Origin of the sequence: Micromonospora sp. NPDC049274, assembly GCF_040678875.1 — a bacterium.
In the GTDB taxonomy this organism is placed as follows: Bacteria; Actinomycetota; Actinomycetes; order Mycobacteriales; family Micromonosporaceae; genus Micromonospora.
This window is the reverse complement of sequence record NZ_JBFAQS010000016.1, coordinates 85,239-103,614: the sequence shown is the minus strand read 5'-3', so window position 1 is coordinate 103,614 and position 18,376 is coordinate 85,239. Positions and strand designations below refer to the sequence as shown.

The 18,376-nt window shown below is 72.0% G+C and carries 16 protein-coding genes and 1 pseudogene; 9 read left to right on the top strand and 8 right to left on the bottom strand.

The genetic code is table 11. The features are described 5' to 3' along the window. Window positions 1-61: 61 nt before the first annotated feature. The 5 genes and pseudogenes from AB0K10_RS26005 to AB0K10_RS25985 all read left to right on the top strand — a co-directional run bounded on the left by AB0K10_RS26005 (window position 62) and on the right by AB0K10_RS25985 (window position 6,181). Window positions 62-2,011 (top strand): multicopper oxidase, encoded by a 1,950-nt coding sequence (locus AB0K10_RS26005; RefSeq protein WP_363687585.1) that lies wholly within the window; start codon window positions 62-64, stop codon window positions 2,009-2,011. Between the two features lie 60 nt (window positions 2,012-2,071). Then, on the top strand, window positions 2,072-3,118 hold the full coding sequence (locus AB0K10_RS26000; protein WP_363687583.1) for an iron ABC transporter permease: 1,047 nt from the start codon (window positions 2,072-2,074) through the stop codon (window positions 3,116-3,118). Then, complete coding sequence (locus AB0K10_RS25995) at window positions 3,115-4,185, top strand: iron ABC transporter permease (RefSeq protein WP_363687581.1); 1,071 nt, start codon at window positions 3,115-3,117, stop codon at window positions 4,183-4,185. The genes AB0K10_RS26000 and AB0K10_RS25995 overlap by 4 nt, the downstream gene beginning before the upstream one ends. Window positions 4,186-4,205: 20 nt before the next feature. Continuing rightward, a pseudogene (locus AB0K10_RS25990) lies at window positions 4,206-4,970 on the top strand (ABC transporter ATP-binding protein); the annotation flags it as partial. 263 nt (window positions 4,971-5,233) lie between these two features. Further along, entirely contained in the window at window positions 5,234-6,181 is a 948-nt protein-coding gene (locus AB0K10_RS25985) for an iron-siderophore ABC transporter substrate-binding protein (protein ID WP_363687579.1), read from the top strand. Between the two features lie 122 nt (window positions 6,182-6,303). Here the strand turns inward: AB0K10_RS25985 and AB0K10_RS25980 are convergent, their stop codons facing one another. From AB0K10_RS25980 to trmB, 4 genes are all read right to left on the bottom strand, one after another. Next, complete coding sequence (locus tag AB0K10_RS25980; protein ID WP_363687577.1) at window positions 6,304-7,203, bottom strand: hypothetical protein; 900 nt, start codon at window positions 7,201-7,203, stop codon at window positions 6,304-6,306. Between the two features lie 233 nt (window positions 7,204-7,436). Continuing rightward, the gene (locus AB0K10_RS25975; protein ID WP_363687575.1) at window positions 7,437-8,081 is read right to left on the bottom strand and encodes a hypothetical protein; all 645 of its coding nucleotides are present in this window, start codon (window positions 8,079-8,081) and stop codon (window positions 7,437-7,439) included. Window positions 8,082-8,237: 156 nt separating this feature from the next. Further along, window positions 8,238-10,751: a DUF3516 domain-containing protein gene (locus AB0K10_RS25970; RefSeq protein ID WP_363687573.1), complete on the bottom strand. Its 2,514-nt coding sequence runs from the start codon at window positions 10,749-10,751 to the stop codon at window positions 8,238-8,240. Window positions 10,752-10,827: 76 nt separating this feature from the next. After that, entirely contained in the window at window positions 10,828-11,529 is a 702-nt protein-coding gene (gene trmB / locus AB0K10_RS25965; protein WP_363687571.1) for a tRNA (guanosine(46)-N7)-methyltransferase TrmB, read from the bottom strand. A gap of 130 nt (window positions 11,530-11,659) precedes the next feature. Here trmB and AB0K10_RS25960 point away from each other — a divergent pair, with 130 nt between their 5' ends. Next, window positions 11,660-12,196: a hypothetical protein gene (locus AB0K10_RS25960; protein ID WP_363687687.1), complete on the top strand. Its 537-nt coding sequence runs from the start codon at window positions 11,660-11,662 to the stop codon at window positions 12,194-12,196. Beyond that, window positions 12,177-12,953 (top strand): class F sortase, encoded by a 777-nt coding sequence (locus tag AB0K10_RS25955; RefSeq protein ID WP_363687570.1) that lies wholly within the window; start codon window positions 12,177-12,179, stop codon window positions 12,951-12,953. The genes AB0K10_RS25960 and AB0K10_RS25955 overlap by 20 nt, the downstream gene beginning before the upstream one ends. 120 nt (window positions 12,954-13,073) lie before the next feature. Here AB0K10_RS25955 and AB0K10_RS25950 read toward each other — a convergent pair whose 3' ends face one another. Beyond that, window positions 13,074-13,949 carry an alpha/beta hydrolase gene (locus AB0K10_RS25950; protein ID WP_363687568.1) on the bottom strand — a complete coding sequence of 292 codons (876 nt, stop codon included), beginning with the start codon at window positions 13,947-13,949 and terminating at the stop codon, window positions 13,074-13,076. Window positions 13,950-14,172: 223 nt separating this feature from the next. Between AB0K10_RS25950 and AB0K10_RS25945 the strand changes: the two genes are divergently transcribed. Then, window positions 14,173-14,709 carry a DUF1877 family protein gene (locus AB0K10_RS25945; RefSeq protein ID WP_363687685.1) on the top strand — a complete coding sequence of 179 codons (537 nt, stop codon included), beginning with the start codon at window positions 14,173-14,175 and terminating at the stop codon, window positions 14,707-14,709. A gap of 192 nt (window positions 14,710-14,901) precedes the next feature. Here AB0K10_RS25945 and AB0K10_RS25940 read toward each other — a convergent pair whose 3' ends face one another. The 3 genes from AB0K10_RS25940 to AB0K10_RS25930 are packed head-to-tail and all read right to left on the bottom strand — an operon-like array spanning window position 14,902 to window position 17,025. Continuing rightward, window positions 14,902-15,219 carry an antibiotic biosynthesis monooxygenase gene (locus tag AB0K10_RS25940; protein ID WP_363687566.1) on the bottom strand — a complete coding sequence of 106 codons (318 nt, stop codon included), beginning with the start codon at window positions 15,217-15,219 and terminating at the stop codon, window positions 14,902-14,904. Between the two features lie 50 nt (window positions 15,220-15,269). Further along, a complete protein-coding gene (locus tag AB0K10_RS25935; protein WP_363687564.1) occupies window positions 15,270-16,067 on the bottom strand; it encodes an exodeoxyribonuclease III in 798 nt (265 codons plus the stop codon). Between the two features lie 37 nt (window positions 16,068-16,104). After that, entirely contained in the window at window positions 16,105-17,025 is a 921-nt protein-coding gene (locus AB0K10_RS25930; protein ID WP_358104605.1) for a PAC2 family protein, read from the bottom strand. Window positions 17,026-17,426: 401 nt separating this feature from the next. Here AB0K10_RS25930 and AB0K10_RS25925 point away from each other — a divergent pair, with 401 nt between their 5' ends. After that, entirely contained in the window at window positions 17,427-18,272 is an 846-nt protein-coding gene (locus tag AB0K10_RS25925) for a peptidase M23 (protein WP_363687561.1), read from the top strand. Window positions 18,273-18,376 lie beyond the last annotated feature (104 nt).

Genomic DNA, 18,376 nt, shown 5'->3' with positions numbered 1-18,376 from the left:
TTGCACCCGTCCGCGAAACTCATTCTCTTATCGAGGATCGGACGCGAAGGGGAGGTGTGGCATGGTCACCAGACGAGGGCTGCTCGCCGCAGGTGCCGCCGGTGGCGCGGCGGTGCTGGTCCCGGCGGGCTCCGCGGCCGCGGGCCGCGCGCTCGGCGGGGCGGCGGCGCTGGATGCCGCCGACATCCCGAAGTACGTCGCGCCGCTGCGGATCCCACCGGCCATGCCAGCGGTGTCGACCGGTCCGGAGCGGGACACGTACGTGATCGCGGTGCGCCAGTTCCGCCAGCAGATCCTGCCGTCGTCCTGGTCGCGTACGACGGTGTGGGGTTACGGCTCCACCACCCACCCCGGCAGCTTCGGCTACCCGGCGCCCACCATCGTGGCGCGGGTGGACCACCCGGTGCGCGTGACCTGGATCAACCAGCTCGTCGACCGCAGGGGCGACTTCCTGCCGCATCTGCTGCCGGTGGACCCCACCCTGCACTGGGCCAACCCGGGCGGTGGAAACGCGGGTCGAGACCAGCACGGCCACCGCGACCGGCTCGGATACCGCGGGCCGGTGCCCCAGGTGGTGCACCTGCACGGTGGGCACAGCACGCAGGAGAGCGACGGACATTCCGAGGCGTGGTACCTGCCGGTCGCCCGGGACCTGCCGTCCGACTTCGCCGTCTGCGGCAGCGCGTACGACGAGTTCCGGTCCCGCTTCGCCGAGCGTTGCGGCCCGCGCTGGGCGCCGGGCTCGGCCACCTTCGAGTACGCCAACGACCAGGCGCCCGGGACCCTCTGGTACCACGACCACACGTTGGGGGTCACCAGCCAGAACGTCTACGCCGGACCGGCCGGGTTCTACCTGCTCGGCGGTGCCGGCGACCTGCCGGACGGGGTGCTGCCCGGCCCCGGGCCGGCGCACGACGACGCGCCGGACGCCCGGTACCACGACATTCCGTTGATGATCCAGGACCGGAGCTTCACCGCCGACGGCGAGCTGCTCTACCCGAGCGGGCACTCGTCGCCCGGCGTCGGCTCGACCATCGTCGTCAACGGCCGCACCTGGCCCAGCCTGACCGTAAAGCGCCGCCGCTACCGGTTCCGCCTGCTCAACGCCTCCAACAACCGCTTTCTGCTGCTGAGCGTGGCCGCCCATGCCACGACGCGGCCGGCCCGCCCGGTGCTGCCGGTCTGGCAGATCGGCAGCGACGGCGGCTTCCTGCCCGAGCCGGTGGCACACGAACGCGTGGGCCTCGGTCCCGCCCAACGGGTCGACGTCATCGTCGACTTCACCGATGTGCCCGTCGGCACCGAGCTGTACCTCGTCAACGAGGGGCCCGACTGGGCGTACCGGGGTGGCCGGCCCGGGGTGGACTTCCCGCCGGCCGACCCGCGAACCACCGGGCAGGTGCTGCGCTTCGTGGTCACCGAGGCGACCGGCCCGGACCCGAGCGTGCCGCCGGAGCAGCTGCGGCTGCCGGCACGTCCTCGGCTGCCGGCCGCCGACCGGGTCCGGCGGTTGTCGCTCAACGAGCGGATGTCCGGTCCGTCGGGGTCGATGACGATGCTGCTCGGCACCCTCGACGAGCGTGGCCGGGGTCGGCCGATGCGCTGGAGTGATCCGGCGACCGAGCAGCCCACCCTGGGGTCCACCGAGGTGTGGGAGGTACGCAACTTCACCCGGCTCGTCCATCCGATCCACCTGCACCAGGCCCAGTTCGAGGTGCTCGGCCGCGGGCATTCGGGCCGGGCGCGGCCGGGTCCGGGGGAGCGGGGGTGGCTGGACACGGTGCTCGCGTACCCCTGGGAGGTGACGCGGATCAAGGCACGCTTCGACCTGCCGGGCCGCTACGCCTGGCACTGCCACCTTCTGGAGCACGAGGACAACGAGATGATGCGGCCACTCATCGTGCTGCCCGGCGGCGGTGCGGCTGCCGGGGACGGTGGCGCGGCGAGCGGGGACGGTGGCGCGGCAGGCGTGCCGGAGGCGTCCGGGTCGGGATCGACAGACGCCGGTTAGGTCACTTTCCGCAGGTCGGCTAAGGTTAGGCGAACCTAAGCTCGAACGTGCAGGAGACTCGTGACCACCCTCGTCGCCCGGCCGACGTCGCCCCGCAAGCGGTCCGGTACCCGTACCGGCCGACGCGTGGCCGTCACCGTCGGGGCCGCGCTGGTGCTGCTGCTGGCCGTGCTGGCGAGCTTCGCGTTGGGCAGTCGGCAACTGGGCGTCGGCGCGGTCTGGCACGCCCTCGTCGCGCCGGACGGCAGCGACGCGAGCACGATCGTCCGGGAACTGCGCATGCCGCGTACCGCCCTCGGCCTCGCCGTCGGGCTCGCGCTCGCCGTGGCCGGGGTGCTGTTCCAGGCGCTCACCCGCAACCCCCTCGCCGAGCCCCGCATCCTCGGCATCAGCGCCGGCGCGTCGTTCGGCGTGGTGCTCGCCATCTCCGTCTTCGGCGTCGGCACGCTGGCCGGTTACGTCTGGTTCGGCATCGCCGGCGCGCTGATCGCCGGCCTGCTGGTCTTCGCCGTCGCCAGCCGCGCCCGCGAGGGCGCGAGCCCGGTCACCCTCGCGCTGGTCGGCGCGGCGCTCGACGCCAGCCTCGCCTCCGGGGTGTACGCGCTGCTCAGCATCGACGCCCGCACCTTCGAGGAGTACCGCTTCTGGGTGGTCGGCGGGCTGGCCGGCCGGGACCTCGGCGTCACCGCCCAGGTGCTGCCGTTCGTCCTCGTCGGGCTGCTCCTGGCGGCCATGGTGGCCCGGGGCCTGGACGCGCTGGCTCTCGGCGACGACGTGGCCCGCGGCCTGGGCCACCGCATCGGCCTGGTCCGCCTCGGCGGTGGCCTCGCCGCGGTGCTGCTGACCGGCGCCGCCGTGGCCGCCGCCGGGCCGGTCGCCTTCGTCGGGCTGGCCGTGCCGCACCTGGCCCGCGCCCTGGTCGGCGCGGACCACCGCTGGACCCTCGCTGTCTCCGCCCTGCTCGGGCCCGCGCTGCTGCTCGGCGCCGACGTCGTCGGCCGGCTCGTCGCCCCGCCCGGCGAGGTACCGGCCGGGATCATCACCGCCCTGATCGGCGCGCCGCTGCTGGCCGTGCTGGTCCGCCGCGCCCGGGTGGTGACCGCGTGACGACCACCCAGCGCCCGGTCCCCGGTGTCGGCCGTGCCCGCCTGCCGGGGCGGTCGCTGCTGCGGGTCGGCCCGGTCAGCCTCCAGATCCGCCGCCGGGCGGTGCTGGTCGCCGCCGCGCTGACCGTGCTGCTCCTGCTCGCGATGCTGCTCAGCCTCTCCCTCGGCACCCCGTACGTCGCACCGGCCGACGTACTGCGCGCCCTCTCCGGCGCCGGCACCCCGTACGACCTCGTGGTCTTTGATCTGCGGTTGCCCCGGATCGTGCTGGCCGCGGTGGCCGGGGCGGCCTTCGGCGTGGCCGGCACGCTGATCCAGAGCGTGGCGCGCAACCCCCTCGCGAGCCCGGACATCATCGGCGTCACCCAGGGCGCCGGCCTCGCCGCGACCGTGGCCCTGACCAGCGGTGCGGCGGCGGTGCTGGTGGCGCCCAGCGCGCTGGTCGGCGGCCTGCTGGCGGCGGTGCTGCTGTTCGCCCTCGGCGCCCGGCACGGCCTTGCCGCGCAGCGGTTCGTCCTCGCCGGCGTGGCGGTCGCGTTCGCCTTCCGGGCGCTCACCGAGGTGGTCATGCTCACCGCCGACCCGATCGACGGCCTGCGGGCGCAGATCTGGCTGATCGGCACCCTCGCGGGCAAGGGCTGGGCCGAGGCCGCCTGGATCGCCGGCACCCTGCTCGTGCTGCTGCCGGTGCTGGCCTGGGCCGGCTGGGCTCTGAACAGCACTGCCCTGGACGACGACACCGCACGCGGTGTCGGGCTGCGTCCGGTGGCCCGCCGAATCGGGCTGGCCGGCACCGGCGTACTCGTCGCCGCGATGGTCACCGCCCAGGTCGGCGCCGTCGACTTCGTGGCGCTTGTCGCACCGCAACTGGCCCGCCGGCTGGTCCGCGCCGAACGGCCCCCGCTGGTCTGCGCGGCGCTGCTCGGCGCGCTGCTGCTGGTGCTGGCCGACCTGGTCGGCAGGCGACTGTTCGCACCCACCCAACTGCCGGCCGGTGTGCTGACCGCCGCGATCGGCGGTCCGTACCTGATCTTCCTGTTGCTACGTGGACGGCGGCAGTCGTCGTGACGCCTGCAAGGAGTCGTGTGATGCTCTCCACCCGGGACCTGGTCGTCGGCTACGACGAGAGGACCGTGCTCGACGGGCTCACCCTGGACCTGCCGACCGACGCGTTCACAGTCATCGTCGGGCCCAACGCCTGCGGCAAGTCCACACTGCTGCGCACGATGGCCCGGCTGCTCACCCCGCGACGCGGCACGGTCCTGCTGGACGGCACCGCCATCCGCGACCTGCCCACCCGCGACGTGGCCCGCCGGCTCGGCGTCCTGCCGCAGAGCCCGCTGGTGCCCGAGGGCGTCACCGTTGCCGACCTGGTCGGGCGTGGCCGGCAGCCGTACCAGCGGTGGTGGCGGCAGTGGTCGTCCGACGACGGCGCGGCGGTGGACGAGGCGATGGCTCTCGCCGACGTGGCCGACCTGGCCGACCGGCCCGTGGACAGCCTCTCCGGCGGCCAGCGGCAACGCGTGTGGATCGCCATGACCCTGGCCCAGGACACCGACGCCCTGCTGCTGGACGAACCGACCACCTTCCTCGACCTGGCCCACCAGGTCGAGGTGCTGGACCTGCTGCACCGGCTGCGTGTCGAGCGCGGCCGCACCGTGGTCGCCGTGCTGCACGACCTCAACCAGGCCGCCCGCTACGCCGACCACCTGATCGCGATGCGCGCCGGCGCGGTGGTGGCCGCCGGGCCACCCCGGGAGATCCTCACCGCCGACCTGGTCTGGGACGTCTTCGGGCTGGCCTGCGTCGTCGTTCCCTGCCCGGTGACCGGAGCGCCGCTGGTGGTGCCCGCGCACACCGGCGGCACCTCCGTCCCATCCGCTGCCGCGTCGGGCGGCCCGGTCACCTCGCCGGGTGGCCCGGCCGCCGCCTCCACCCGCGCGGGCAACGCCGCCGCCGCGCCCGCTGGCTCGGTTGCCGCGTCCGCTGGCTCGGTTGCCGCGTCCGCTGGCGCGAGCGACCCCGACTCGTCGACGGCGTCCGTGCCGGACGCCCGACCCGCCACCGGCGACGCGGCCAACCCGCTCGCCGGCACGCACCCCTCGAAAGGACTCTGATGCGTCGTCTCGTCGCCGCTCTCGCCGCGGCCGTCGCCCTCGGGGCCGGCCTCACCGCCTGCGGTGAGAGCGACCCGGTCGCCGGCTCCGCCACCGGGGAAACCCGGGAGATCACCCACGCCATGGGCACCACCAAGGTCCCGGCCGAGCCGAAGCGTGTCGTCGTGCTCGACACCGACAAGATCGACACGGCGCTCTCGCTGGGCATCACACCCGTCGGCGCCGCCACCGCCGGCGAGGCGAAGAGCTGGCCGACGTACTTCGGCGCGGACAAGCTCGCCGGCATCAAGGAGGTCGGCGTGCTCGCCGAGCCCGACCTGGAGGCGATCAACGCCCTCAAGCCGGACCTCATCCTCGGCAGCAAGTTCCGCCAGGAGAAGTTCTACGACGAGCTGGCCGCCATCGCGCCCACCGTGTTCACCGACAAGGTGGGCATCACCTGGAAGGACAACTTCCTCCTCGACGGCAAGGCGCTCGGCCGGGAGCAGCAGGCCAAGGACCTCCTCGGCGCGTACGAGAAGCGGGCCAAGGACTTCGGCGCGACACTCGGCGATCCCGCCGCCCGCAAGGTGTCGATCGTGCGGTTCCTGCCGGGCAACATCCGGGTGTACGGCCCGGACTCCTTCTCCGGCATCGTCATCGGCGACACCGGCCTCGGCCGCCCCGAGCGGCAGATGCTCGCCAACAAGGAGGACAAGCGCTTCGACCTGGTCAGCCCCGAGCGGATCAACGAGGTCGACGGCGATGTTATCTTCGTGACCGCGTACGGCGACAAGGCCGCCGCCGAGCAGGCCAAGGTGGCCGGCGGCACCCTCTGGAAGGGCCTGGGAGCGGTCAAGGCCGGCAAGGCGTACCCCGTCTCCGACGAGGTCTGGATGACAGGCATCGGCGTCGGCGCCGCCAACAAGATCCTCGACGACCTGACCAAGTACCTCCCCGCCGCCTGACGGTCCACCCCGCGCGGCCCCCAAGATCGCGCTCGATCCAGGATGTAGTGGCCTGCCGTTGCGGGGAGGCCACTACAACCATGTTCGAGTGCGATCATCGCGTCCTGTCAGGGCGGGTGCGCTCAGCGCGTGCGGGAACGTGCACGTAGGGCGGCCCGGACCTCGGCGAGGAAGCCGTCGAAGTCCTCCCGGAGGCGCTTTCCGGTCACGTGCAGGACGATCCAGTCGCCGCCGAGCAGGCGATTGAGCCGTCGACGGTCGCGGTGGAACTGCTCCGGGTCGTCGTGCCAGAGTCCGTCGTACTCCACCGCGACCTTGAACTGTGGCCATGCGAGGTCCAGCCGGGCCACGAACCGGCCCTGCTCGGCGACCACCCACTGCGTCTGCGGCCGGGGTAGCCCGGCGAGGACCAGCCGCACCCGGGTGCGGGACTCCTGAGGCGACTCCGCACCCGCGTCGGCCAGGTCGACCGCGCGCAGCAGCGACCGCCAGCCGCGTCGACCGGCCCGGTTCAGCGCATAGTCGCGCAGTGTGGGCACGTCGGTGAGCCTGCGGGCCAGCAGGGCGTCGATGATGACCACCGCCTCGACCACGCCAAGCCAACGAGCCAGGTCCCAGCAGGTCCGTACCGGAGTGGTCACTCTGATCCCGGCCCGATCCAGCGTGTCGCCGGGGTCGATCTCTCCGTGGTGGATCCGGATGCCGGTGGTCGGGCCGAGCCGTCTGTCCCGAGGAACCAGGACGTCGATCGGCTCGCTCGGGACCGGGCTCGCACATCCGTAGAGAGCCGCCGCTGCGCGGCCGGCGATGGCCGCGCCGGGCGGAATCAGCCAGCGCCCGATAGCGGCGCACCTGGTGCGGTGGGTGACTCTGACCCGGGCATCGGCATAGACGTCCCGAAACAGCGGTCGCCACGCGGAGCTGCGCAGGTCGTTTCGGGTGAGCACGCCGCGCGAGACGGCGACCGAGCCACGGAAGATTCGACCCCGCAGCTGCGGCGGTCGTCGAGGAGCTTTCGGCATGAACTACAGGCTGACCGATCACACCGCGCCACGCCGACCCTGTGGATAACCGTCGACATGCCCGCACGCACCGGTGCCGTCGTCTCCACGATGATCGCCGGCACGCTGTCCGGGCACCGGTCACGGCAGCGGACGGGCATGATCGCGCTCGTACATGGATGTAGTGGCCTCCCTTGACGTGGGAAGCCACTACATCCTGGATCGAGCGCGATCTTGCCCGGGGAGGGTGTGGATTAGGCGGCGGTGGACCAGATGGCGCGGAAGGCGGCGGCCTCGCCGGCCAGCCATCGTTCGATCTGTTCGGGCTTGGCGTCGGTGGGCATGCGGTGGGCCTGACCGCGCCGGACGTCGACCAGCACGGGATCGGCGTGCGGGAGGACCGCGTCCATGTGTCGGGCCATCAGGTGCAGGGTGGCGAGCACCGACTCCTCGCTGGGCGGGGCCTCGTCGAAGTGCAGTCGGACCGCGTCGGCGTGGCCGTCGGCGTGACGTACGCCGAAATGGGGGTTGATCTTGACGGGCAGGTCACCCAGCATGGCCAGGGCGTCGCGGGTCTGGGCGAGGTCGACGGCGGCCGGATCGCCGAGGGAGTGCAGCCAGGCCGTGGCGCCGGGCACCAGTGCCTGGTAGAGCGGACGCCAGCGTGGCTTGACGATGTCGACCACCCCGGTCAGGTGGGTGCCGCCGGTGTGGAAGGCGATGTCTGCCTTGAGCGCCTTGACGAACTGGCCGTGGGGGTTGAAGCCGGAGCGGCTGGCGCGCTGCTTGCGCAGACCACCCACGAAGGTCGCCTTGGTGGGGCCGTTGCGGTCGACGTAGCGGGTGAAGCCGAGCAGCGTGGCGTACGGGGTGAGCGGCGTGGAGGCGGGAGCGGTCACGGGCGTCCTCCCTAGTCGTAATCCTGCAGGTCAGGAACTCGATTAGTACATACATTCTAATCGACACCTCTGACATCGCCCAGTGAAAACGACTGTGCGGAAGACGCGACAAAGGGGGCCTCCCGGCGTGCGGAAGGCCCCCTGTCGAGACGGCTGCTAGAGCTGGCCGACGTCGGTGATCCGGACGACCGCCGCCCCGACCTCGTCCGAGGCCACGAGGTCGATCTCGGCGCTGATGCCCCAGTCGTGGTCGCCGTTGGGGTCGTCGAAGCTCTGCCGGACGGTCCACCGCTCCCGGCCCTGCTCGATCATGAGCAGTGCCGGCCCTCGGGCGTCCGGCCCGACGCCGATCGAGTCGTACTCCTCGAAGTACGGCGCCAGGGCGTCGGCCCACGCGTCGTAGTCCCAGCCGTCCTCGGCGTCCAGCTCGGCGAGCAGGTCCCAGCGGCGCAGCGCGGCCAGCTCGACGCGGCGGAACAGCGCGTTGCGCACCAGCACCCGGAACGCCCGCGCGTTGCGGGTCACCGCCGGCGGCCGGTCGGTGAGGGAGGCGTGCGCCTGGGCCACCTCGGCCACGTCGGACGGGTTGCGCAGCCGCTCCCACTCGTCGATGAGGCTGGAGTCGACCTGGCGGACCAGCTCGCCGAGCCACTCGATGAGGTCGATCAGCTCCTCGGTCTTGGCGTCCTCGGGCACGGTCTGGCGCAGCGTCTTGTACGCGTCGGCCAGGTAGCGCAGGACCAGGCCCTCCGAGCGGGTCAGCCCGTAGAACTGCACGTACTCGGTGAAGGTCATGGCCCGCTCGTACATGTCGCGGACGACGGCCTTGGGGGAGAGCTGGTGGTCGGCGACCCAGGGGTGGCCCTGCCGGTACATCTCGTACGCGGCCTCCAGCAGCTCGGCCAGGGGCTTCGGGTGGGTCACCTCGTCGAGCAGTTCGAGGCGTGCCTCGTACTCGATGCCCTCGGCCTTCATGGCGGCGACCGCCTCGCCGCGCGCCTTGAACTGCTGCGCGGAGAGGATCTGCCGGGGGTCGTCGAGGATCGACTCGACCACGCTCAGCACGTCGAGCGCGTACGACGGGGACTCGGCGTCGAGCAGCTCGATGGTGGCCAGGGCCAGGGGGGAGAGCGGCTGGTTGAGGGCGAAGTCGAGCTGGAGGTCGACGGTGAGCCGGATCCGCCGACCGGTCTCGTCCGGCTCGGGCAGCTCCTCCACCACACCACCGGCGCGCAGCGCCCGGTAGATGGCGATGGCCCGGCGGATGTGCCGGCGCTGGGCGGCGGGCTCCTCGTGGTTGTCGGTGAGCAGGTGCCGCATGGCGGTGAACGCGTCCCCGGGCCGGCCGATGACGTTGAGCAGCATCGAGTGGCTGACCTGGAAGCTGGAGGTCAGCGGCTCGGGCTCGGCGTCGACGAGCCGGTCGAAGGTGGGTTGCCCCCAGCCGATCGAGCCCTCCGGCGGCTTCTTGCGGACCACCTTGCGCCGCTTCTTCGGGTCGTCGCCGGCCTTGGCGAGGGCCTTCTCGTTGTCGATGACGTGCTCGGGGGCCTGCACCACGACCCGGCCGATGGTGTCGTACCCGGCTCGACCGGCTCGTCCGGCGATCTGGTGGAACTCCCGGTTCTTCAGCAGCCGGGTACGGACCCCGTCGTACTTGGACAGGCCGGTGAACAGCACGGTGCGGATCGGCACGTTGATGCCGACGCCGAGGGTGTCGGTGCCGCAGATGACCTTGAGCAGGCCGGCCTGCGCGAGGGTCTCCACGAGGCGGCGGTACTTGGGCAGCATGCCGGCGTGGTGCACGCCGATGCCGTGGCGGACCAGCCGGGACAGCGTCTTGCCGAAGCCCGAGGTGAACCGGAAGCCGCCGATCGCCTGGGCGATCATGTCCTTCTCGGCGCGGGTGCAGACGTTCACGCTCATCAGCGCCTGGGCGCGTTCCAGCGCGGCGGCCTGGGTGAAGTGCACGACGTACACCGGGGCCTGCTTGGTCTCCAGCAGTTCCTCGAGCGTCTCGTGCATCGGCGTCATCGCGTACGAGAAGATGAGCGGAACCGGACGCTCCGCCGTGCGCACGACGGCGGTGGGCCGCCCGGTGCGTCGGGTCAGGTCGTCGACGAACCGGGTGGTGTCCCCCAGAGTGGCGGACATCAGGACGAACTGGGCCTGCGGCAGCTCGATGATCGGCACCTGCCACGCCCAGCCCCGGTCCGGCTCGGCGTAGAAGTGGAACTCGTCCATGATCACTTGGCCGACGTCGGCCTTCACCCCCTCGCGCAGGGCGAGGTTGGCCAGGATCTCCGCCGTGCAGCAGATGATCGGGGCGTCGGCGTTGACGCTGGCGTCGCCGGTGAGCATGCCGACGTTCTCGGCGCCGAAGACCTCGCAGAGCGCGAAGAACTTCTCCGACACCAGGGCCTTGATGGGCGCGGTGTAGAAGGTCGTCCGGCTGTCCGCGAGGGCCGCGAAGTGCGCGGCGATGGCCACCAGGCTCTTGCCCGAGCCGGTGGGCGTGTTCATGATCAGGTTGGCGCCGGAGACGATCTCGATGACCGCCTCCTCCTGATGGGGGTAGAGGTCGAGGCCGCGCTCCTTCGCCCAGCTGGCGAACGCGTCGAAGAGGGTGTCGGGGTCGGCGCTTGTCGGCAGCGCGGCGGTGAGCGTCATATCCCGTCCATGGTGCCTGGATCATGCCCCCGCGCGCCAACCCGGCCCCCGCCGGGCGCCCGTCCGGGCCGGCTCGTCACCGTCGGCGGTAGATCAGGTCGGCGACCGGTCGGCCGGCGGTGATCGCCCGCCGCTCGAACTTCGTCACCGGGCGGTGCGCCGGACGCGGCGCGAAGCCGCCGTACGCGTCGACCAGCCCCGGGTCCGCGTCCAGGGTCTCCCGCATCGCCTCGGCGTACTCGGCCCAGTCGGTCGCGCAGTGCAGCGTCCCGCCGGGGGCCAGCCGGGAGCGCAGCAGCGCCACGTGCGCCGGCTGGATGATCCGCCGCTTGTGGTGGCGAGACTTCGGCCAGGGGTCGGGAAAGAAGATGTGTACGGCGTCCAGGACGCCCTCCGGCAGGCCGCTGACCAGCTCCAACGCGTCGCCCTGGGCCACCCGCACGTTGCCGAGGCCAGCGCGGTCCACCAGGTCGAGCAGGTTCGCGATTCCCGGCGTGTGCACCTCGACCGCCAGATAATCTCGATCCGGGTCCGCGGCGGCCATCGCGGCGGTGCTGTCGCCCATGCCCGAGCCGATCTCCAGCACCACAGGGGCCCGGCGACCGAACAGGGCGGCCAGGTCGACCGGTTCGGTCGACACGTCCCGGCCGTAGGAGGACCAGAGCCGCTCCAGCGCGTCGGTCTGGCGGCCGCTCATCCGGCCCCGGCGGGGGTGGAAGGTGCGGATCGGCCGGCCTGCGGGCGGGACGGCGGCGGGGTCAGGGTCGGTGATGGTCACAGCGACCCGAGCGTACGCGACGTCGTCGGCGGATCGGATGTGATGTGCGACCGGGAATGAGAGGATCGATCTGGTACGGCAGGCCGGGCGGTCCGCTGCCCGGCGCGGTCCTACGGCGTCGAGAGGGGGCATCGTGGCACTGACCCGCGGCGGCGTGACCCTGTCGGTGGTGACAGTGCTCGCCGGCCCCCTGCTGGCCGCCACTCCCGCACAATCCGCGCCCCAGCCCGCTCCGGCGGTGGACGTCTTCGTCGAGGTCAGCCCCAGCACTGTGCAGCCTGGCTACCTGGTCGGCATCCGGGCCAGCTGTCAGGACAACTCGGTGGGCGCCACAGTCGTCTCCGACGCGTTCGGCGCCGTCGGCGTGCAACCGCAGCGGGGCGTGCTCACCGCCGCGCCGATGGTGCGCGAGCGCACCCGCCCCGGCAACTACCGGGTCAAGTTGGAGTGCCGCGACGGCGAGACCGCGTCGACAATGCTCCAGGTGGTCAAGAAGGTGCCGGCCCAGCCCAGCCGAGGTCCGGCCACCGGCTTCGGTGGCGGTGCCGGGTGGACGACCGGCAAGTTGCTGCTGCCCGGCGGTGCGGCACTGACCATCACCGGGCTGATCCTCGCCGTGGTGGCACTGCGTCGGCCACGTACCGTCCATGGCGTCACGCGCCGCTGAGCCCGCCATGGAGATCTTCCGCCCGACTCCACCGCCCGCCGGCTCCCGCCCGCCGGTCCGTGATTCGCGCGCCTCCGCCGACCAACCAGCGGTGGCCAACCGTCCGGCGACCGCCGTCGCTCCTCGGCGCAGCCGTCCATCCGGCCGTAGCCCCTGGTCCGTGCCGCTGGCCGTGGTGCTGGTGCTGCTGGGGGTCTTCGCTACCGGGGCGGGGCTGGGCCGCTCGGTCGGCCCGTTCGACTGGGCCCCGGCCGGCGGTGACCGCCCGGCTCGCAGCGAGACGGTCGGGCTGTCGGCCAGTCGCCCGGTGCGGCTCACCGTCCCGGCGATCAAGGTGGAGGCGCCGGTGGCGCCCGTCGGGCAGGCGCGGGACGGCTCGATCGCCGTACCGCCGCTGGAACGGCACAACGAGACCGGCTGGTACGACCGCGGGCCCACACCCGGCGAGCCCGGCCCGGCGGTCATCGTCGGGCACGTGGACACCAAGAGTGGCCCGTCGGTCTTCTACGACCTGGGCAAACTCAAGCCCGGGGACCTGATCGAGGTGGCTCGGGCGGACCGGTCGACGGTGGTCTTCACTGTCGACACCGTCGAGCACTTTCCGAAGGACCGGCTGCCCGCCGAGCGGATCTACGGCCACGACGGCCCCGCCGGGCTGCGCCTGATCACCTGCGGTGGCCAGTTCATCGGCGGTCGCACCGGCTACGCCGACAACGTGATCGCCTTCGCCACCCTCCGGTCGTCGCGCAAGCCCTGAGCCGAGTCCGCTCGCCCGCTGGCGCTTGATCGACTCGGGATCAGTGAAGTCGCGGCATCAGATTGCTCCGGACACCCCGGTTCCGCCGAACCCGAGTGGATCAACCAGTGCGGGCCGCAGTCAGCGCAGAAAGTCCAGCAGGTGGCGGGTGGTCTCGTCGGGGGCCTCTTCCGGGATGAAGTGCCCGACCGGGACGGGCGCGCCCCGCACGTCGTCGGCCCACTGCCGCCAGATCGCGACCGGGTCGTCGTAGAGCTTCGCTACCTGACCCTCCTGGCTCCAGAGGAACAGCAGCGGACAGGCGATCTTCCGGCTGCCACGATCCGCCTCGTCCTGCTGGTAGTCCAGCGTCGCCGCCGCGCGGAACTCCTCGCAGATCGCGTGGGCGGTGGCGGGGTCGCGGAACTGCGTGACGTACGCGGCCCGGACCTCGGCCGGGAACGCGTCCTTCACCGTCGGCCAGGTGTCGAGCATGAAGTCGACGAGCACCTCGGGCGCGGCGGCGATGAACCGCTCGGGCACCGGCGCGGGCGCCGCCAGGAAGGACCAGACCCAGTAGGAGAGGCTGAACGCCTGATTGGCGCGGTCGTAGACGTCCCCGATGGGCACGACGTCCATGACGGCCAGCCGGGTCACGACGTCCGGCGCGTCGAGCGCGAGACGGTACGCGCAGCGGGCGCCACGGTCGTGGCCGACCAGGTGGAACCGGTCGTGACCCAGGCTGCGCATCACCTCGACCTGGTCGCGGGCGATGGCGCGCATGCCGTACGGCTCGTGGTCGGCGGTGCTCGGTGGTGTGCCGCTGTCACCCCAACCCCGCAGGTCGGTGGCCACGACGGTGAAGTGCTCGGCGAGTCGGGGCGCCACCCGGTGCCACATGAGGTGCGTCTCGGGAATGCCGTGCAGGAGCAGAACGGGTGGCCCGCTCCCGCCCCGGCGTCCATGGATCGTCGCGCCGGACGTGGTGATGTCGAATTCCTCGAACCCGTCGAACATGGGCCGGAATTCCTCCCGATTCTCTGGCTTGCCGGTGCCGACACCATGCCGGGCAGGGCAATGGTGTTGGATGGCCGACGGCTGTGATCCTGCCGGCGCGCTACGACGGACGTTATCAGCGCCAACCTGCTCCCGTCGGGGGTTCTCCTCTGGCGGAGGATCCTGGCTGAAATAACCGCACGACACGTTGGCGAAGGTCCGCGAAAGGTGATGTTCGGTGGGCATGCTTGGTGACTTCGTGCGGCTCGACCCCGAGACGTTGGCGCGGCTCCGCGAGACTCCCCTCGAGGCATACCATCAGCTCACCACCTGCCCCAATGCGAGCAGGCTGGACCTGGACTCGATGTGGGAGCGACTGTCTGCCCTGATGGATGCCGCGCACTTTCCGATCAACCCCATCGCAGCCGGATCGCCCTATCCCGATGAGAGCACCGCCTGGGGCGCGGAGGGCGACTCTCGATGCTTGACGGCCGAAGAGGTTGCTCAGGCGGCCCTGCACCTGCGTCAGAGCCCGTTCGACATTCTCAAACCCCACCTGCGGCAGGTGCTCGAGGCAAAGGCGGGAGCCTTGGTCAATCTCGATCCCGATTCGCCTCGCTATCTGCAGCCACTATCTCCCGAGGAGGCTGAGCAGGTGCGTATGTCGGATGAGAGGTTTCGGGACATCCAGCTCGTCCTTGTCGACGACTATGAGGCTCTGGTCGCCTTCTTCGACGTCGCCGCTCGGGGCGGCCAATGCACCGTCTTTTGGGCTGCCTGAGCCCAATAAACAGGGCGCGACCCATCCCGCCGAGTCGGGCTGGTCAAGATCGTGCTCGAATCAGGATGTAGTGGCCTCCGCAGCGCGGGGAGGGGACTAGATCCAGGATCGAGCACGATCAAGGCGTTGGCCACCGCTCCACACCCGCCTCGATGCGCCCAACGGGCCTGGACCGCCCCCGGCAAGGGGCCGCTAGGGCTGGGGCACCTGCAGCGCCACCTCGAACTCCAGCAGGCTCGCGCCGGTGGAGACCGGTGGGCGGGGCTTGTCGCCGGGGGCGGCGGCGTGGGCCTCGCGCGACGGGCCGGAGGCCCAGGCCTGGTACGCCTCCTCGCTCTCCCACCTGGTGTAGACGAAGTAGCGGGTCTCTCCGGCCACCGGCCGGAGCAGTTCGAAGCCGAGGAAGCCGGGGGAGTTCTGCACCGCGCCGGCCCGCGCTGCGAACCGCTTCTCCAGCTCGGCGCCGGCGTCCGGCGGAACGTCGATTGCGTTGATCTTCACGACTGCCATCTGTCCACCCTAGCCAGCGACGGTCGGCTCAGAACGCAGCGGCGGCCGGCTCAGAACGCCTCGACCGTCGGGACGAGGTCCGCGTCGATGACGATCGGGGCGTGATCGGAGGGGCCCTTGCCCTTGCGGGCCTCCCGGTCCACGTACGCCGAGCGGACCGCCCGGGTGAACGGCGCGGAGGCGTACACCAGGTCGATCCGCATGCCCTTGTTCTGGTGGAACATCCCGGCCCGGTAGTCCCAGTAGGTGAACGGGTGTGGCCCCTTCATCGGGGTGGGCACCACGTCGGCGAGCCCGAGGTCGCGCAGTGCGGCCAGGGCTGCCCGCTCGGCCGGGGTGACGTGCGTGGAGTGGGTGAAGACCGCCGGGTCCCAGACGTCCGCGTCGGTCGGGGCGACGTTGAAGTCGCCGCAGACGGCCAGCGGCAGGCCGCCGGCCAGCTCCGCTTCCAGCGCGTCGCGCAGCGCCGCGAACCAGGCCAGCTTGTACGCGTAGTGCGGGTCGTCAGGCGTCCGGCCGTTGGGCACGTACACCGACCAGACCCGCAGCCCGGCGCAGGTGGCGGAGATCGCGCGGGCCTCCGGCGCGGGGAAGCCCGGCTCACCCGCGAACCCCACGCGGACGTCGTCCAGGCCGACCCGGGACAGGATCGCCACCCCGTTCCAGCGGCCGTCGCTGTGGCTGGCCACGGAGTAGCCCAGCTCGCCCACCTCGGCCACCGGGAAGGCGCCGTCCGGGCACTTCGTCTCCTGCAGGCAGACGACGTCGGGCCCGGTGCCGGCCAGCCACTCCAACAGCCGGGGCAGCCGGGCCTTCACCGAGTTCACGTTCCAGGTAGCCAGGCGCATGCCTCCACCCTGCCGCATCCGCGCCCGTGTCGCCGGGTCAGCTGCCCGGGGTGTCGCCGGGACGGGTCTGTTCGGCCAGGAACCGTTCCAGCTCCGCGCCGAGCTCGTCTGCGGTGGGCAGCGGACCGGCGTCGGGGGCGAGCAGGTTCCGCTCCCCGCGACCCCTGGCGAACGCGTCGTACTGCTCCTCCAGGGCCTGGACCAGGGCGGCGGCGTCCTCGGTCTGGGCGACCTGCCTGTCGATCTCGACCCGGACCACCTCGGCGGCCGAGCGCAGGCCGTCGCCGGGCAGCAGCAGCCCCGTGCTGCGGGACACCGCGCTCAACAGCACCTCGGCCGCGGCCGGGTATTCGGTCTGCGCCACGTAGTGCGGGACGTGCGCGGCGAACCCGAGCGCGTCGCGGCCCTGCTCGCCGAGGCGGAACTCCAGCAGGTGACCGACGCTGCCGGGCACCTGGACCCGTTGCAGCCAGGGCTCGTACCCGCTGATCAGCTCCGGACGGGTGGCGTGGGCGGTGACGCCTGTCGGCCGGGTGTGGGGCACCGCCATCGGGATCGAGTTGAGCCCGACGGTGAGCCGGACGTCCAGGCGGGCGGCGAGCCCCGCCACGGCGGCGGTGAACCGCTCCCACTGCAGGTCCGGCTCGGGGCCGGTGAGCAGCAGGAAGGGCGTCTCGTCGTCGTCGTGCAGGAGGTGCAGCTCCAGCTTGGGGGCGTCGAAGCTCTCCCAGTGGTCCTCGACGAAGGTCATGACCGGTCGCCGGGAGCGGTAGTCGAAGAGCTGGTCCACGTCGAAGGTGGCGATCGGCCGGCCCTCGAGCGAGGTGAGCAACTGCTCGCGGGCCAGCCGGCTGGCGTTGCCGGCGTCCACGAACCCGGTCAGGGCCTGGACCAGGACCGGTTGCCCGAGGTCGGGCAGATCGTCGGTGAGCTGATAGAGCTCGTGTGGGTCGAGCACCGGTGCGGACCTCCCTGGAATGTGCCTGTTCGGATGGCGACGCGATGGACGCCACCCGATTCGGGAAACGTACCCGCCATCCTGGTGCATTCCTGCGTCGGGCGATCCGTCGGCCAACGGGTGGGCGTGATCGGACGAACCAGCCGATTACGCCGTTCGGTCGATGGGCGGTTCGGCCCAAAGGCCGAGTTTGTCGATCATGTCGGTCCGCGCGGCCCGATGTCCGTCCCTGTCGCCGTCCGTGCCGGCCCACGTGCCGCGCCGGTTTTCTCCGGTACGCGAGGTCCGTTCCCCGGGCGGGTCGAGCCGTCCCGCTCGTCCACCCGAGGACCCCGATTCTGTGGTGAGGACCACGTGATCACTGTGCGTGATCGGGGTTTCCGTCTGTCTAGCCTCGGCTGATGCGTGACGACGGCACCCTCGACGACCCGTACGCCCCGAGCAGCCCCACTACCGGAACGGAGGAAGGCACCTCAGCCGAACGGACAACCGCCGCGAGTCGGCTTCGGGCGTACGCCCGCGACCTGACCGGTCGACGCCGGGCCCAGGTGGCCCTCGCCACCGGCGTGGTGTGCTGCCTCGGTCTGGCCGCCGTCGCACAGGTGCACGGTGAGACCGCTGGCGCGGCGACGCCTGTCGACAGCAGCGCCGAGCTGGCGCAGCGGGCCGAGCAGCAGCGCGCGTCCCGCTCGCTCGACCGCGCCGCCACGCCCTCCGCCAGCCCGTCCGCCTCCGCGACCTCCGCCGACCCGGACACCACAGCGCGTGCCCGCAAGGTCGTCCCGGCGCGGCCGACCGACCCGGCGCCGGTCGCCGGACTCGACGACGACCAGATGGAGAACGCCGAGGCGATCGTCCGCGCCGGACGCAAGATGGGCGTCCCACGCCGTGGTCTGGTCATCGCGGTGGCGACCGCGATGCAGGAGAGCAACCTCTACAACGTCGCCAGCGGTGTCCTGCCGGAGTCGCAGGACTACCCGCACCAGGGCGTCGGCTGGGACCACGACTCGGTCGGGCTGTTCCAGCAGCGCTCCAGCAGCGGCTGGGGTCCGGTCGGCCGGCTGATGGACCCCGAGTTCGCCACCCGGCAGTTCCTCACCGCCCTGGAGCAGGTGCCCGGCTGGCAGCAGATGCGGCTCACCGACGCCGCGCAGGCGGTGCAGGTCTCCGCGTACCCCGAGCACTACCAGCAGCACGAGTGGCGGGCCACCCGGGTCGTCGACGCCATCGTGCCGGCCGGGCGGTAGCCTACCGACCACTGTGGACGGTAAGGGTTGAGCCTGTCGCGTCCCGGGTACATCCGTTGCGGGTTCGGGGTACACATGACTGAGGGACCACCGACAGGAGGACG

Excerpts from the sequence above, each read along its gene's own strand:
- AB0K10_RS26005 (WP_363687585.1), top strand. The coding sequence starts at position 62 with ATGGTCACCAGACGAGGGCTGCTCGCCGCAGGTGCCGCCGGTGGCGCG.
- AB0K10_RS25985 (WP_363687579.1), top strand. The coding sequence starts at position 5,234 with ATGCGTCGTCTCGTCGCCGCTCTCGCCGCGGCCGTCGCCCTCGGGGCC.
- AB0K10_RS25980 (WP_363687577.1), bottom strand. The coding sequence starts at position 7,203 with ATGCCGAAAGCTCCTCGACGACCGCCGCAGCTGCGGGGTCGAATCTTC.
- AB0K10_RS25970 (WP_363687573.1), bottom strand. The coding sequence starts at position 10,751 with ATGACGCTCACCGCCGCGCTGCCGACAAGCGCCGACCCCGACACCCTC.
- AB0K10_RS25955 (WP_363687570.1), top strand. The coding sequence starts at position 12,177 with ATGGCGTCACGCGCCGCTGAGCCCGCCATGGAGATCTTCCGCCCGACT.
- AB0K10_RS25950 (WP_363687568.1), bottom strand. The coding sequence starts at position 13,949 with ATGTTCGACGGGTTCGAGGAATTCGACATCACCACGTCCGGCGCGACG.
- AB0K10_RS25945 (WP_363687685.1), top strand. The coding sequence starts at position 14,173 with ATGCTTGGTGACTTCGTGCGGCTCGACCCCGAGACGTTGGCGCGGCTC.
- AB0K10_RS25940 (WP_363687566.1), bottom strand. The coding sequence starts at position 15,219 with ATGGCAGTCGTGAAGATCAACGCAATCGACGTTCCGCCGGACGCCGGC.
- AB0K10_RS25935 (WP_363687564.1), bottom strand. The coding sequence starts at position 16,067 with ATGCGCCTGGCTACCTGGAACGTGAACTCGGTGAAGGCCCGGCTGCCC.
- AB0K10_RS25925 (WP_363687561.1), top strand. The coding sequence starts at position 17,427 with ATGCGTGACGACGGCACCCTCGACGACCCGTACGCCCCGAGCAGCCCC.